The following is a 14,826-nucleotide window of genomic DNA, read 5'->3' as shown; positions in this document are numbered from 1 at the left end:
AATCGCAAAAACAGGCAACTTGGTAACATTTTTCACGCCGGCGAATGGGTTCAAACCGTCGCAGTTTCCGTAACCAATTGAAAAGAAAGATTTTGTGGATAAACCTGAGCCCGGCATAACATATTGCTAGGTGGCTTAGGCTCTGCTACATCCCCGGTGATTTTGATCCCCGCCCTTTCAGGACGGGGTTTCCTCACGCCCCCGGTTCAGCTGCCGCACGCGAAATCGGGGCCCAAAATATCGGAAGGGTGGACGTGTCCGAACCAGCTTCGATTTCGACGGGCATAGCCAAGCGCTATGCAACGGCGATCTTCGAGATCGCAAAAGAGAACAAGGACCTTGCAGGTCTGGAAACCGGCATCAATGACCTTTCGGCTGCATTGAGTGAAAGCGTGGACCTGCGCGAGGTGATCTCTTCGCCGCTGATCTCTCGGGCCGACCAGCAGGCGGCCATCACTGCCGTGGCCGACAAGATGGGCCTGCACCCGATCATGCGCAACACGCTGGCTCTGATGGCGCAGAAGCGCCGTCTGTTCGTGCTGCCGCAGCTGATCAAGGTTCTGCGCGAAATGCTGGCCGACGAGCGCGGCGAAGTGACTGCCGAAGTTGCCTCGGCCAAGGCGCTGACCAAGACCCAGCTGGAAAAACTGTCCAAGACACTGTCCGAGCGCGTAGGCAAGGACGTGACCATCAATGCGACCGTCGATGAAAGCCTCATCGGTGGTCTTGTCGTCAAAGTGGGCTCGCAGATGATCGACAGTTCGATCCGCTCCAAGCTCAACTCCCTACAGAATGCAATGAAAGAGGTCGGATAAATGGGTATCCAAGCCGCAGAGATTTCTGCAATCCTGAAAGACCAGATCAAGAATTTTGGTCAAGAAGCAGAGGTGGCCGAAATCGGCCGCGTGCTGAGCGTCGGTGACGGTATTGCCCGTGTTTACGGCCTGGACAATGTGCAGGCGGGTGAGATGGTCGAGTTCCCCGGCGGCATCATGGGCATGGCGCTGAACCTCGAAGCCGACAACGTCGGTGTCGTGATCTTCGGCTCGGACCGTGACATCAAGGAAGGTGACACCGTCAAGCGCACCAACTCGATCGTGGACGTTCCGATCGGGGACGAACTGCTGGGCCGTGTTGTTGACGGTCTGGGCAACCCGCTGGACGGCAAAGGCCCGATCAATGCCAAGCAGCGCGGCGTCGCAGACGTCAAGGCGCCGGGCATCATCCCGCGTAAGTCGGTGCACGAGCCGATGGCGACCGGCCTGAAGTCGGTTGACGCGATGATCCCGATCGGCCGTGGCCAGCGTGAGCTGATCATCGGCGACCGTCAGACCGGCAAGACCGCCGTGGCTCTGGACACGATCCTGAACCAGAAGGTCTACAACGAAGCCGCCGGCGACGATGAATCGAAGAAGCTGTACTGCGTCTACGTGGCCATCGGCCAGAAGCGTTCGACCGTGGCTCAGCTGGTGAAGAAACTGGAAGAATCCGGCGCAATCGAATACTCGATCGTCGTGGCCGCGACCGCGTCCGACCCGGCGCCGATGCAGTTCCTGGCACCTTATGCCGCAACCGCAATGGCCGAGTACTTCCGCGACAACGGCCGCCACGCTCTGATCATCTACGATGACCTGTCGAAACAGGCCGTCGCCTATCGTCAGATGTCGCTGCTGCTGCGCCGTCCGCCGGGCCGCGAAGCCTATCCGGGTGACGTTTTCTACCTGCACTCGCGCCTGCTGGAGCGTTCGGCCAAGCTGAACGAAGACTTCGGCGCCGGTTCGCTGACCGCTCTGCCGGTCATCGAAACCCAGGGCGGCGACGTGTCGGCCTTTATTCCGACCAACGTGATCTCGATCACCGACGGCCAGATCTTCCTGGAAACCGAGCTGTTCTATCAGGGCATCCGCCCCGCCGTGAACACCGGTCTGTCGGTTTCGCGTGTGGGTTCGTCGGCTCAGACCAACGCGATGAAGTCGGTTGCCGGTCCGGTGAAACTGGAATTGGCACAGTACCGCGAAATGGCTGCGTTCGCGCAGTTTGGTTCGGACCTCGACGCCGCGACCCAGCAGCTGCTGAACCGTGGTGCGCGTCTGACCGAGCTGATGAAACAGCCGCAGTACTCGCCGCTGACCAACGCGGAAATCGTATGCGTGATCTTCGCCGGCACCAACGGCTATCTCGACAAGATCGACGTTTCGGACGTTGGCCGCTATGAGGCCGGTCTGCTGGCGCATCTGCGCGGCAAGCATGCCGATCTGCTGCAGTGGATCACCGACGAAGATCCCAAGATCAAGGGCGAGGCTGCCGACAAGATCAAGGCTGCGCTGGACGAATACGCCGCAACCTTCGCTTAAGGAGACGCGGCGATGCCAAGTCTAAAGGACCTTAAAAACAGGATCGAGTCGGTCAAATCGACCCGCAAGATCACCAAGGCCATGCAGATGGTCGCGGCTGCAAAATTGCGCCGCGCCCAGGAGTCTGCCGAAGCCTCGCGCCCCTATGCCGAGCGGTTCAATGCCGTGATGGCAGGGCTGGCAGCATCGGTCGGGGGCAGCGACAGCGCCCCCAAGCTGCTGCGCGGCACCGGCAGCGACGATGTTCACCTTCTGGTCGTCATGACGGCCGAGCGTGGGCTCTGCGGCGGCTTCAACTCGAACATCTCCAAGTTGGCTCGCGCCAAGGCAGATGAGCTTCGCGGCAAGGGCAAGACGGTCAAGATCCTGACCGTCGGCAAGAAAGGCCGCGACGCGCTCAAGCGTGACTATGGTGATCTGTTCGTCGGTCACATCGACCTGAGCGAGGTCAAGCGTATCGGCTATGCCAATGCGCAGGACATCGCAAAGGACATCCTGTCGCGTTTCGACGCGGGCGAGTTCGACGTTGCCACGATCTTCTACGCGAAGTTCCAGAACGTCGTGACCCAGATCCCGACGGCCCAGCAGATCATCCCCGCCTCGTTCGAGGAGACCGAAGGGGACGACAGCGGCGCCGTGTTCGATTACGAGCCCAGCGAAGAGGCCATCCTGGCCGAATTGCTGCCCAAGGGGGTCGCCACGGCGATCTTCTCGGCTCTGCTTGAAAACGGGGCCTCGGAACAGGGTGCACGGATGTCCGCGATGGACAACGCGACGCGCAACGCGGGCGAGATGATCGACAAGCTGACGATCCAGTTCAACCGCTCACGTCAGGCCGTGATCACCAACGAGCTGATTGAAATTATTTCCGGCGCCGAAGCGCTGTAGAGACAAACCGGAGACGAAACATGGCGAATGCAAAAGGCAAAGTCACACAGATCATCGGGGCCGTCGTCGACGTGCACTTCGAAGATCAGTTGCCTGAAATTCTGAACGCACTTGAAACTGAAAACAACGGCAAGCGCCTGGTGCTGGAAGTTGCCCAGCACTTGGGTGAAAACACCGTCCGGACCATCGCGATGGACGCGACCGAAGGTCTGGTCCGTGGCGCGGATGTTGTCGACACCGGCGCACCGATCTCGGTTCCGGTTGGCAACGCCACCCTGGGCCGCATCCTGAACGTTGTCGGCGAGCCGATCGACGAAAAAGGCCCGGTCGAAGCGACTGAAACCCGTGCCATCCACCAGCCCGCGCCCGAGTTCGACGAACAGTCGACCGAGTCGGAAATCCTGGTCACCGGCATCAAGGTCGTTGACCTGCTGGCCCCCTACGCCAAAGGCGGCAAGATCGGCCTGTTCGGCGGCGCCGGCGTGGGCAAGACCGTTCTGATCATGGAACTGATCAACAACATCGCGAAAGTGCACTCGGGCTTCTCGGTGTTCGCCGGTGTTGGTGAACGGACCCGTGAAGGCAACGACCTGTACCACGAGATGATCGAATCGAACGTCATCAAGCCCGACAACCTGTCGGAAAGCCAAGTGGCCCTGGTCTACGGTCAGATGAACGAACCTCCGGGGGCGCGTGCCCGTGTTGCTCTGACCGGTCTGACCCTGGCCGAGCAGTTCCGCGACCAGTCCGGTACCGACGTTCTGTTCTTCGTCGACAACATCTTCCGCTTCACGCAGGCGGGCTCCGAAGTGTCGGCTCTGCTCGGTCGTATTCCTTCGGCCGTGGGCTACCAGCCGACGCTGGCCACCGACATGGGCGCTCTGCAGGAACGCATCACCTCGACCAAGAAGGGCTCGATCACCTCGGTGCAGGCGATCTACGTGCCTGCGGACGACCTGACCGACCCCGCGCCGGCAACCTCGTTCGCGCACCTCGACGCAACCACCGTTCTGAACCGTGCGATCTCGGAAAAGGGTATCTACCCGGCCGTGGACCCGCTCGACTCGACCTCGCGCCTGCTTGACCCGGCCATCGTCGGCGAGCGTCACTACAAGGTTGCGACAGACGTTCAGCAGATCCTCCAGCGCTACAAGTCGCTGCAGGACATCATCGCCATCCTCGGCATGGACGAACTGTCGGAAGAGGACAAGCTGACCGTGGCCCGTGCCCGTAAGATCGAGCGCTTCCTGTCGCAGCCGTTCGACGTGGCCGAGGTCTTCACCGGTTCGCCGGGTGTTCAGGTTCCGCTGGAAGTCACTATCGACTCGTTCGAGCGTGTCGTGGCCGGCGAATTCGACCACCTGCCCGAAGCGGCCTTCCTGATGGTTGGCGGCATCGACGAAGTGATCGCCAAAGCCGAGAAGATGGCCGCAGCAGCTGCCTAAGGAGTATCCCCGATGGCAAACACGATGCAATTCGACCTCGTCAGCCCGGAGCGGAGCCTTGCTTCGCTTCAGGCCAGCGCGGTCCAGATTCCCGGCGCGGACGGGGACATGACGGCGATGCCCGATCATGCCCCCACCATTACCACGCTGCGTCCGGGCATCCTGAAGGTCGAAGCGCCCGAAGGGTCCAGCGAATACCTGGTCACCGGCGGGTTTGCCCAGATCAACGGCGATGCCCTGTCGGTACTGGCCGAAAAGGCCATCCCGGTTGACGAAGTGACCCGCTCCCATCTGGACGAGCTGATTGCCGAGGCCCGTGCCTCGCACGAGGCGGCGAAGGAAAACGGCGAACAGACCATTGTCGACGAGGCGGCCAAGCTGCTGGCCGACATGGAAGCGCTGGGAACGCATATGAGCCTGTAACGGCCGATGCACTGTCAGAATTGGAAACGGCCCTGCTGCTGCGGGGCCGTTTTTTTGTCGTGATTTCGCCGAAAGGTCAGGATAAGTTGCGGAAATTCATAGGAATTGATGCGCAATGAAGATATTCTTGACCCACCCCATCGGAATTGACCGAGGTGAAGAGGTTCTGTTCTCGGAATTCGCAGATGGCGGAGACATGTGGACGGGCGAGGGGCCGCGGGAACGACGCCGGCCCGTCACCTTCAGCCAACCCTTCCGCACCCCGCCCGTCGTGCAGATTGGAGTGTCCTTGTGGGATGTCGATACCTCATCGGCCTTGCGTGCCGAGCTGCTGTCCGAAAATGTTACAACCACGGGCTTTGACGCGGTGTTCCGGACATGGTCGGACACACGTATCGCCCGGATCCGCGTGGCATGGACCGCGATCGGGGAAGTGGCCCACGAGGACGACTGGGATATTTCCTGACCCGCCGTTCCCAGCGGGTCCTTTGTAATGATCTAGGGCTCGATCATTGCCACGCGTTTCGCGTGCCGGCCGCCTTCGAATTCGGTGCTCAGAAAGGCATCGACAATATCCAGCGCCAATCCAGTGCCAACAACACGCGCGCCGATCGACAGCATGTTGGCGTCATTGTGCTGGCGGATCATGCGGGCGGAGAACGCATCCGAACAGACGCCGCAGCGGATGCCCGGAACCTTGTTTGCAGCCATCATGATACCCTGCCCCGTGCCGCACAGGACAATGCCCAATTGGCACTCGCCCGAGACGACGGCCTCGGCGGCGGCTTTGCCGTGCTTGGGGTAATCCGTGCTTTCGGGGCTGTCAGGGCCGAGATCTAGAACGTCCCAGCCTTGTGCTGCTGCAAAAGCGGCAATTTCCTTGCGCAGGTCGATGGCAGCGTGATCGCTGGAAAGAACCAGACGTTTGTTGGCGGTCATGGGAATGGCTTTCCGGTTTCTTCAGTCGGTGTGGTACAGGGATTCGTAGATCGGGATCAGGGTCTTGTCTTCGAACAGCGACGAAACCGATGTGCCCTGCCAGATGTTCAGAATGGCCTGTGTGAAGATCGGGGCCGTCGGCACCGTGCGGATATTCTTTGCCTTTTTGATGTCTTCGGTCGGCATGATCGTGTCGGTCAGAACAAGCGATTTCATCACCGAGTTCGAGACGCGTTCAACGGCCGGGCCGCTCATGACGCCATGAGTGATGTACGAGTGAACCTCGCGTGCGCCGTTGTCTATCAGCACCTGCGCCGCCTTGCACAGCGTACCGGCCGTGTCGCAAATGTCGTCGACGATCAGGCAGATCTTGTCCTTCACGTCGCCGATCACGGTCATCTCGGCCACTTCCCCGGCTTTTTCACGTCGTTTGTCGACGATCGACAGAGGAGCGCTGATCCGCTTGGCCAACTCGCGGGCGCGAGCCACGCCGCCGACGTCGGGCGAAACCACCATCAGGTCGTCCATCTGGTCGCGGAACTGGTCCTTCACGTCCAGCGCAAAGATCGGAGAGGCATACAGGTTGTCGACCGGCATGTCGAAAAACCCTTGGATCTGTGCCGCATGCAGATCCATCGTCAGGATGCGTTCGATCCCGGCGCCGGTCAGCATGTTGGCCACCAGCTTGGCGCTGATCGGGGTGCGCGCCTTGGTGCGGCGATCCTGGCGGGCGTATCCGAAATAAGGGATAACCGCGGTGATCCGCGCCGCCGAGGACCGACGCAGCGCATCGGCGATGATCAGAAGCTCCATCAGGTTGTCGTTGGCCGGGTTCGAGGTGGGCTGAATAATGAACATGTCCTCGCCGCGGACATTCTCGAAAACCTCGACAAAGATCTCGCCATCGTTGAACCGTTCGACCCGCGCATCGACCAGACGCTGGTTGACGCCGCGGTGCAGGCTCATGCGGCGCGCGATGGTTTCGGCAAGCGGAAGGTTTGCGTTCCCAGCAATAAGCTTGGGTTCGTGATGTGTCGGCATCGGCTGAGGTCCCCGGGCAGCAGTGGCAATGTGACAGATTCGTGATGTTGACACCGCTTAGCATGGCCTTACGGTTCCGCAAAGATAACTGGGTGGAGAAAGTGCACATGGCCGACATTGACTACTTTTTTGCGACACTGTCGCCCTATTCCTATCTCGCCGGACTGCGGCTGGAGGAGATTGCGGCCAAGCATGGCGCCACCATCGCCTACAAGCCGGTCGACATCATTGCGCTGTTCGGGCGCACCGGCGGCGTGCCCCCCAAGGACCGCCATCCGTCGCGCATTGAATACCGGGCGCAGGAACTGGTGCGTCAGGCCAAGAAGACGGGCCTGCCGTTCAACCTGCAACCTGCACATTGGCCGACCAACGCAGCGCCGTCCTCATACGCCATCATCGCAGCCATTCAGGATGGGTCGGGTGATGTGGGCAAACTGTGCCATTCCTTTCTGCGCGCCTGCTGGGCCGAGGACAAGGACATCGCGCAGGACGACGTGATCCGCGACTGTCTGGCCGGGGCGGGCTTTGATCCGGCGCTGGCCGACAGCGGACTGCTGGTCGGGGCCGAGACCTATGCCGCCAACCTCGAAGAGGCGGTGGACCGCGGCGTGTTCGGCGCGCCTTTCTACATCACGCAAGATGACCAAAGGTTCTGGGGGCAGGACCGGCTTGACGATCTGGACCAGCATCTGGCGACGCTCAAGGCATGACCGTGGCCAAGGCCGTGCTGCCGCCCGTCCACGTTCGCACTCTTGGGGCGGGTGCTCGCAAGGTGCTGGCGCTGCATTGCACTATTGCGCATTCTGGTGCGTGGTCCGGTCTGGCGGCCGCTTTGGACGACCAGGCGACACTGACTGCACCCGACATGCTGTCGCACGGGCGCAGCCCGGATTGGGACGGTCGGGGAGATTTCTTCGACCTCACCACAGCCCTGTCGCGGGCGCAGCTGAGCGAACCGATGGACGTGATCGGGCACAGTTTCGGTGCGATGGTCGCCCTGCGGCTGGCCATCGAATACCCGGACCTTGTGCGCAGCGCCGTTCTGATCGAGCCGGTGTTCTTTGCGGTCGCCCACCAAGACGCGCCAGCGCTTGCGGCGCAGCACGCGGCCGAATCCCAGCCCTACAAGGTCGCCCTTGCCGAAGGCGACGCGCCCCGGGCCGCGCGTCTGTTCAACCGCATGTGGGGCACGACCGACCGCAGCCCGCGCTGGCCGGATCTGCCCGAGCGAACCCGGAATGCGATGATCCGGGGTGTTGGCGTGGTCGGCGCGGTCGAGGGGCCGCTGTTCCGCGACACCACCGGCCTGCTGGCCCCGCAGGCCATGACGCGGGCCGAAATGCCGATCCTGCTGCTGCATGGATCGGCCTCGCACCCGATCATGGCAGTGGTCAATGCCGGGCTGCGCGCCCGCTTGCCCGACGCGCGGCAGAGCGTTGTCGAGGGGGCAGGGCATATGCTGCCCATCTCGCACCCCGGCGAGACGGCAGCGCAGATCGACGCATTCTGGCGCGCCTAGAGCAGCGCCAGGAACCGGTCGATTTCTTCTGTCGGAGTCGACCAGTCGCAGACGAACCGGCAGGCCAGCATCTGGTCCTCGTCCGGGCCGTCCAGCGAGTCTCCCCACAGGTGATAAACCGCACCGGCCGCGTGCAGCCGCTTGTGCAGGCTGCGGGGAAAGCTGGCAAAGATGATGTTGGCCTGGGGTTTATGCAGGAACTGCGCCCCCGCAGCCCGCAGCCCATCGGCCAGACGCGCACAGTTGGCGTTGGCCTTTCGGGCCGAGCGCAGCCACAGATCATCGCGCAGATAGGCCGCCATCTGGGCCGACAGATACCGGTGCTTGGAAAACAGATGCGCCCCGCGCTTGCGGCGCAGCTCGAACTCCCAGGCCTTGCTTTCGTCGAAGAAGACTACCGCTTCGACCCCCATCAGCCCGTTCTTGGTGCCGCCAAAGCTGACCGCATCCACACCCGCCTTCCATGTCATCTCGGCCGGGGAACAATTCAGCGCGACCAGCGCATTGGTGAACCGCGCGCCATCCATGTGGACGGGCAGGCCGAACTCCTTGGCGACCCCGCACAGGGCCTGCAACTCGGCCAGCGAGTAGACCGAGCCCCGCTCGGTCACCTGTGTGATCGACACCGGACCGCGTTGTGGCCCATGCACGCCGCGTGTCTCTTCGGCGGCGATGGTGCGGCGCAGTGCATCCGGCTGCATCTTGTCGCCACCCGGAACCAGCGTCAGCTTGGCGCCGGTGTAGAATTCGGGCGCGTTGCACTCGTCCTCATGAATATGCGCGACGGGCGAGCAGAATACGGTCTCCCACGGCTGCGACAGGGTCGCCAGAGCCAGCGAGTTTGCCGCCGTTCCGGTCGCCACCAGATAGACCGCCGCGCCGGGCGCCTCAAAGATGGCGCGGATCCGGTCGCGCACCTCGTTCATCAGATCGTCGGCGCCATAGGCCATCTGATAGCCCTGATTGGCCTCGGCCAGCGCGGTCAGTACCTCGGGGTGGACGGGCCCGGAATTGTCAGAGGCGAAATGCATCAGGTTGGCTCCTCGATAATGTAGTCTTCCCACTCTTCCTCGGGGGTTTCGAATTCGGAAACGGTAAGTCCCTGAACCGAAACGCCTGCGGCGTGGACGCTGTCGGGCGACCCTGACAGCAACGGGTGCCAATCGTACAGGGGCTTGCCCTCCCACAACAGGCGGTAGGCGCAGGTCTGCGGCAACCAGTAGGCGTGTTCGTGTATGTTGTCCGGGCGCATGACGATGCATTCCGGTACGAACTGGTGGCGGATGTCATACTGGGTGCAGCGGCAGGTCGCGTCATCCAGCAGCCGGCAGGCGACACGGGTCAGGGCAACCTCGCCACTGTCCTCATCTTCAAGCTTGTTCAGGCAGCATTTGCCGCAGCCGTCGCACAGGGCTTCCCATTCGCGCGGGTTCATTTTTTGCAAGGGCTTGCGCTCCCAGAAACGCGGGGCTAGCCCGGCGCGGTCGATGGGATCCGTGCTCATGTCGCGGCCAGGATCTTGCGCGCGCGATCGCAGTCTTCGGTCATCTGGGCGATCAGAGCATCGAGGCCGTCAAAGGTCATCTCGGGGCGCAGAAATTCGACCAGGCCAACCGAGAGGGTCGCACCATAGAGATCGCCGGAGAAGTCGAACAGGAAGGTTTCGATATTAGGCACCTCGCCGTGGAACATCGGCCGCACCCCGACCGAGGCCGCACCGTGATAGCTGCCGGCATGCGGGCCATCCAGCACGTCGACCAGAACCGCGTAGACGCCGAATTTCGGCGGGTGGATTCCTTCGATCGACATATTGGCCGTGGGAAAGCCCAATTCGCGGCCGCGCTGTTCGCCGCCGATCACCTCGCCTTCGATCCGGTGCCAGTGGCCCAGCATGGCCGCCGCGTCCCGCGGGCGGCCGTCGCTCAGGGCTTGCCGGATCGCGGTGGACGAGACCACGTGATCGGATTGCTGCATCAATGGGGCGATGGTGACACCGAACCCCATCTGCTGGCCAAACTGCACCATGTCCTGCGCGGTGCCGCTGCGGCCTTTACCGAAACAGAAATCGGCCCCGATCACCACATGGGCCAGACCCAAGCCTTTGCAGATCACGTTGGTGGCGAATTCCTCGGGCGTCAGTCCGGCAAGCGCGGCGTTGAACGGCAGTTCGTACAGCTTCTGCACGCCCAGCTTCTCTAGCCGGTGCGCACGCGCATTGCCGCGCATCAGACGAAAGGGCGGGGCATCGGGGGCGAAATACTCGCGCGGGTGCGGCTCGAACGTCAGAACGCCCAAGGGTGCCTCGGGGCATGCCTGCCGGGCCAGATCGATCACCGACTGGTGGCCAATATGAACGCCGTCGAAATTCCCGATCGCAACGCTGGCGCTGCGGTCTTCTGGGTCTACAAACTGGAAATCCCGGATGATCTGCATGGGGCTTGCCTAGCGGGACTGTCCGCCGGGTTCAAGCGGCAGTTCCGGACCAGCGTCCAGTGGGGCGTCAAAACCTGCCGTCAGTCGAATTTCCGTGATGGAGCCAAAACCATCGCCTCGCCCACCAGAACTTTCTTGCCGTCCACCGCGCAATGGCAATCCAGCTTGACCCGGCGCTTGGCGAAGTCGATGTCGATCACCTTGACCTCGGCATAGACCATGTCGCCGGGGCGGACCGGCGCCAGGAACTTCAGCGACTGACCCATGTAGACCGTCCCATGGCCCGGAAGTTGTTCGCCGATCACGGCCGAGATCAGACCGGCGGTCAGCATCCCGTGGGCGATGCGCCCTTCGAAGATCGTATCGCGGGCATAGTCGTCATCCAGATGCACCGGGTTCCGGTCGGTCGAGACCTGGGCAAACATCTCGATGTCTTCGTCCGTCACCACTTTGCGCAGGTAGCGGGTCATGCCCATTTCTATGTCTTCGATACAGATCGTTCCGCGCGGAAGATTGTCCAACATGTTGCCCTCACTATGCATCGGTCCGGCAACAAAAAATCACCAACGACCCAAGGTTGGCAACTTTATTACTTCGCAACTGCAGAAAATCAAGCGTTTTCTGCCTAGCGCAGACGGCCGATCGTATAGGTTGGGTTGATGTTTTCCTTGGAAATATAATCGCTTAAAGCATCCGGATCCGGCTGGTGCGACGTTTTTGTTTCCGATGCGGCCAGACCGCCGCTGATGAACAGGGAATCAATTCCCTCTCCCATGCCGCCGGCGATGTCGGTATGCGGACCGTCGCCGATGGCCAGAATCTCGTCATCCGGCACGTCCGTTCCCAGCGCATGCAGGCGACGCCGGGCCAGATCATAAATGGGCGGGTGTGGTTTGCCGAAATACAGGCTCTCGCCGCCCATTTCAGTATAAAGCTTGGCCAGCGCACCAGCGCACCATTCCCGAATTTCGCCCCGATCGACGACGATATCGGGATTGGCGCACAGCAGCTTCAGGCCTTTCTGCTTGGCATACAGGAAGTCCGGCCGATTCACGGCCGGATCGGCCATCGGGTCGAACGGGCCACAGCAGACGATCCCCTCGGCCTGGTCCAGCGGCACGCGTTCGATGTGGATCGGGTGGTCCAGTATTTTCAGCGGCTCAAAGAACCCAGCGTCGCGTTCCCATTCACCCATGAAATAGACTTTCTCACCCACGGCTCCGCGGAACATGGCGGATCGGGCCGAGTCACCACTGGTCGCGATGGTGTCGTAGCAGACTGCGGGGACGTTGAACTGTTTCAACTGCTCCGCAACCCCGGCACGCGGCTTCGGAGAGTTCGTCACCAGAACCACCTTGCCGCCTCGGTCGCGATAGGCCTTCAACGCGGCAACAGCCTCGGGGTAGGCGGTAATGCCGTTGTGGACGCAGCCCCACAGATCCACGAACAGCGCCTTGTAACGGTCGGAAATCTGGTCAAGCGCGGAGATGATCTGGGTCATGCGGGCCTCGGGCTGTTGAAACGGCGTTGCGCCACCTATGGCAAAGCTGGCCCCACTTGACCAGAGGCAGCCGGGTGCAGGTCGTCATTCCTCGTCGCTCAGCTTTTCGACATCCGGGGCCTGTTGCACGGTTTCGGTGCCAAGAATGACCTGCGCGCCGATGCGGGTCTGGTACCGGATGACGGCGAGATAGCCGGGGCCAAGTTCATCCTGCAGGACGTCGACCAACGACGTTTCCCGCAGGCTCTCGGGCAACAGCCCGGCAACGGACGAGACCTTGAATTGCGCCTCGGGCGGCAGATCGACGATCACCCAAACCTCGGCCCGTTTGCGCTTGGCATTCACGTCGATGCGGATGATCTCGACCGATACCGGGTCCGCCCAGTCGCGGATCGCTTGCGCAACCTCGGCCTCGGTACGGGTTTCCAGGTAACGGTTGTAGGTCGATTTGCCCAACTGGACCACGACGAAGGCCAGGAACGCCATGGTTATGACCACACCGGCAGTAAAGTTGAGCTTGCGCCGGCCCTTGCCGAATGCAACCGACCTTGCGGCATAGACGATATAGACCGCGCAGGCCGACAAAACGATCGCGCCAAGGTTGGTCGCGAACAAAAGACCCGCCTCGTAGGCGTCGGCGGGTTCGCCGAAATACAGCAGGATCCCGGACGCGGACAATGGCGGAACCAGAGACACGCCGATGGCGGCGCCGGGCAACAGGCTCAGTTCGGCCTTGTTGATCTGGACGTATGCGCCGGCCACGCCGGCCGCGAGCGCCACGATCAGGTCTTCGGTGCCCGGGTCGGTGCGGGCCAAGACCTGATCGGGGATCAGGGTGCCGCGCGGGACATCGGCCAGATAAACCAGGATCCAGGCCATCAGAACGCACAGTACCGCCGCAATGCAGACCGTCAGGGTCAGAACGAAAGCGCGTTTCAGCCAGCCCATGACCATCGCAGCCGCAATGCCCAGAATTGGTGTCATCAGCGGCGCGACCAACATCGCGGCGATGACCACGGCGCCAGAGTTCCGCAGAAGGCCCATGGTTGCGATGATCACGGAAAGGGTCAGCAGCATGGCAAAGCGCCGCCAATAGGCAAGCCTGTCGCCGCCTTCGAACAGCAGAATGCTGCGTGTCGTGCTGTATTTCCGTGTGACCACCGTGTCCCGATCCACCCTGTCCCTGCGTCCAGCCTAGCAACGATTTGCCATCCGGCAAACCTTTCGACGCGCAAACAAAAAAGGCGCCCGCTAAGGGCGCCTTTCGCTGAACTGTGAACGGGATCAGACCTTGAGGTTCGGAATGATCTGCTTCTTACGGCTCATGATGCCCGGCAGAACAACCGTGTCGCCGGACACCGAAGCGCCAAAGCTTTTCTCGGCAACCGATTTGACAAGGTCGTTGGGCACCAACAGGGTGGCCTCTTCGTTCAGGATGTCGACGACGAACAGCAGCACCTGGTCCACGCCGTCTTCCTTGGCCACCTCGACCATCGACTGGGCCAGGCTGTCCTTGCGGTCCAGCACGACGCCCGGTGCGGTGGTTTCCAGAACGGACACGCGGAACTTGGTACCATCGACCTCGTATTCCTTGCTGTCCATGCGGATCAGTTCGGCGTCCGAGAAAGACGATACGTCAGATTTCGCGGCGAACATTTCGGCAGCATAGGCCGAAACATCCAGACCCAGCTCGGCGGCCAGCTTCTCGGCCACTTCGCGGTCATGCGCGGTGGTGGTGGGCGAGCGGAACTCCAGCGTGTCCGACAGGATGCAGGTCAGGGCCGCGCCCTTGACGGTCTCGGGCATCTTGGCGGCGTCGTCGCCCATCAGGTCGATCATGATGGTTGCCGTGCAGGCCAGCGGGCGGACGGTAATGTCGATCGGGCCTTTGGTTTCCAGCCCACCGACCAGCTTGTGGTGGTCGATGATGGCGCGGATATCGGCATTGTTGACATTGGCAGGCAGCTCGGCCGGGTTGTTTGTGTCAACGATGACGACGGGCGCATCGGTCTCGACATCCTCGATGATGCGCGGCTTGGGTAGGTCCCAGCGTTGCAGCATGAAGGCGGCTTCGGTGTTGGGCTCGCCCAGCAGAACGGGTTCGGCCTTTTCGCCTTTGACTTCGTTCAGATACCAGGCCCACAGGATCGGCGATCCGGTCGAGTCGGTGTCGGGAGATTTGTGGCCAAATACTTGGATGGTCATGTCTGTTTCCTGCACATAAGGAGTTTGCGCGCCTTATAGGTTGGTCCATTGGCGTTGTCACCCGGCAGAAACACGGCT

17 protein-coding genes are annotated in these 14,826 nt (G+C 61.8%); 8 read left to right on the top strand and 9 right to left on the bottom strand.

All coding sequences use genetic code 11. The features are described from left to right. The first annotated feature begins 254 nt into the window (after positions 1-254). The 6 genes from AC2FNL_RS14105 (at position 255) to AC2FNL_RS14080 (ending at position 5,576) form a co-directional block, all read left to right on the top strand. Positions 255-815 (top strand): F0F1 ATP synthase subunit delta, encoded by a 561-nt coding sequence (locus AC2FNL_RS14105; RefSeq protein ID WP_496834025.1) that lies wholly within the window; start codon positions 255-257, stop codon positions 813-815. Next, positions 816-2,354: a F0F1 ATP synthase subunit alpha gene (atpA, locus tag AC2FNL_RS14100; RefSeq protein ID WP_093964634.1), complete on the top strand. Its 1,539-nt coding sequence runs from the start codon at positions 816-818 to the stop codon at positions 2,352-2,354. 12 nt (positions 2,355-2,366) lie between these two features. Beyond that, positions 2,367-3,242 carry a F0F1 ATP synthase subunit gamma gene (locus AC2FNL_RS14095; RefSeq protein ID WP_170420253.1) on the top strand — a complete coding sequence of 292 codons (876 nt, stop codon included), beginning with the start codon at positions 2,367-2,369 and terminating at the stop codon, positions 3,240-3,242. Positions 3,243-3,262: 20 nt separating this feature from the next. Beyond that, positions 3,263-4,687 (top strand): F0F1 ATP synthase subunit beta, encoded by a 1,425-nt coding sequence (gene atpD, locus AC2FNL_RS14090; RefSeq protein ID WP_093964636.1) that lies wholly within the window; start codon positions 3,263-3,265, stop codon positions 4,685-4,687. Positions 4,688-4,699: 12 nt separating this feature from the next. Beyond that, positions 4,700-5,110: a F0F1 ATP synthase subunit epsilon gene (locus AC2FNL_RS14085; protein ID WP_093964637.1), complete on the top strand. Its 411-nt coding sequence runs from the start codon at positions 4,700-4,702 to the stop codon at positions 5,108-5,110. A 115-nt stretch (positions 5,111-5,225) separates the two neighbouring features. Beyond that, positions 5,226-5,576 (top strand): H-type lectin domain-containing protein, encoded by a 351-nt coding sequence (locus tag AC2FNL_RS14080; RefSeq protein WP_496834024.1) that lies wholly within the window; start codon positions 5,226-5,228, stop codon positions 5,574-5,576. Positions 5,577-5,608: 32 nt separating this feature from the next. Here the strand turns inward: AC2FNL_RS14080 and rpiB are convergent, their stop codons facing one another. Both rpiB and AC2FNL_RS14070 read right to left on the bottom strand, forming a co-directional pair. Continuing rightward, the gene (gene rpiB, locus AC2FNL_RS14075; RefSeq protein ID WP_496834023.1) at positions 5,609-6,049 is read right to left on the bottom strand and encodes a ribose 5-phosphate isomerase B; all 441 of its coding nucleotides are present in this window, start codon (positions 6,047-6,049) and stop codon (positions 5,609-5,611) included. Between the two features lie 21 nt (positions 6,050-6,070). After that, entirely contained in the window at positions 6,071-7,090 is a 1,020-nt protein-coding gene (locus AC2FNL_RS14070) for a ribose-phosphate pyrophosphokinase (protein ID WP_093964640.1), read from the bottom strand. A gap of 107 nt (positions 7,091-7,197) precedes the next feature. On the opposite strand from AC2FNL_RS14070, the gene AC2FNL_RS14065 reads away from it, so the two are divergent. Together AC2FNL_RS14065 and AC2FNL_RS14060 are read left to right on the top strand one after the other, a co-directional pair. Then, positions 7,198-7,800 carry a 2-hydroxychromene-2-carboxylate isomerase gene (locus tag AC2FNL_RS14065; protein WP_170339957.1) on the top strand — a complete coding sequence of 201 codons (603 nt, stop codon included), beginning with the start codon at positions 7,198-7,200 and terminating at the stop codon, positions 7,798-7,800. Continuing rightward, positions 7,797-8,609, top strand: coding sequence for an alpha/beta fold hydrolase (locus AC2FNL_RS14060; RefSeq protein ID WP_496834022.1), 813 nt, complete (start codon positions 7,797-7,799; stop codon positions 8,607-8,609). Before AC2FNL_RS14065 ends, AC2FNL_RS14060 begins: the two co-directional genes overlap by 4 nt. Here the strand turns inward: AC2FNL_RS14060 and AC2FNL_RS14055 are convergent. The 7 genes from AC2FNL_RS14055 to AC2FNL_RS14025 all read right to left on the bottom strand — a co-directional run bounded on the left by AC2FNL_RS14055 (position 8,606) and on the right by AC2FNL_RS14025 (position 14,748). After that, on the bottom strand, positions 8,606-9,640 hold the full coding sequence (locus tag AC2FNL_RS14055; RefSeq protein WP_496834021.1) for a threonine aldolase family protein: 1,035 nt from the start codon (positions 9,638-9,640) through the stop codon (positions 8,606-8,608). The two genes, AC2FNL_RS14060 and AC2FNL_RS14055, sit on opposite strands and share 4 nt — an antisense overlap. After that, positions 9,640-10,113: a YcgN family cysteine cluster protein gene (locus tag AC2FNL_RS14050; protein WP_480721843.1), complete on the bottom strand. Its 474-nt coding sequence runs from the start codon at positions 10,111-10,113 to the stop codon at positions 9,640-9,642. The genes AC2FNL_RS14055 and AC2FNL_RS14050 overlap by 1 nt, the downstream gene beginning before the upstream one ends. Then, positions 10,110-11,042 carry a bifunctional riboflavin kinase/FAD synthetase gene (locus AC2FNL_RS14045; protein WP_496834020.1) on the bottom strand — a complete coding sequence of 311 codons (933 nt, stop codon included), beginning with the start codon at positions 11,040-11,042 and terminating at the stop codon, positions 10,110-10,112. The genes AC2FNL_RS14050 and AC2FNL_RS14045 overlap by 4 nt, the downstream gene beginning before the upstream one ends. Positions 11,043-11,122: 80 nt before the next feature. Continuing rightward, positions 11,123-11,566: a MaoC family dehydratase gene (locus tag AC2FNL_RS14040; RefSeq protein WP_093964645.1), complete on the bottom strand. Its 444-nt coding sequence runs from the start codon at positions 11,564-11,566 to the stop codon at positions 11,123-11,125. Between the two features lie 101 nt (positions 11,567-11,667). Continuing rightward, complete coding sequence (locus tag AC2FNL_RS14035; RefSeq protein ID WP_496834019.1) at positions 11,668-12,543, bottom strand: TIGR01459 family HAD-type hydrolase; 876 nt, start codon at positions 12,541-12,543, stop codon at positions 11,668-11,670. A gap of 84 nt (positions 12,544-12,627) precedes the next feature. Beyond that, the gene (locus AC2FNL_RS14030; protein ID WP_496834018.1) at positions 12,628-13,719 is read right to left on the bottom strand and encodes a DUF389 domain-containing protein; all 1,092 of its coding nucleotides are present in this window, start codon (positions 13,717-13,719) and stop codon (positions 12,628-12,630) included. Between the two features lie 108 nt (positions 13,720-13,827). After that, positions 13,828-14,748, bottom strand: a complete 921-nt coding sequence (locus AC2FNL_RS14025; RefSeq protein WP_496834017.1) for a manganese-dependent inorganic pyrophosphatase — start codon at positions 14,746-14,748, stop codon at positions 13,828-13,830. Positions 14,749-14,826 lie beyond the last annotated feature (78 nt).

The organism is Ruegeria sp. CRTD044, from assembly GCF_059613485.1.
This window is presented reverse-complemented; position numbering and strand designations above follow the sequence as displayed.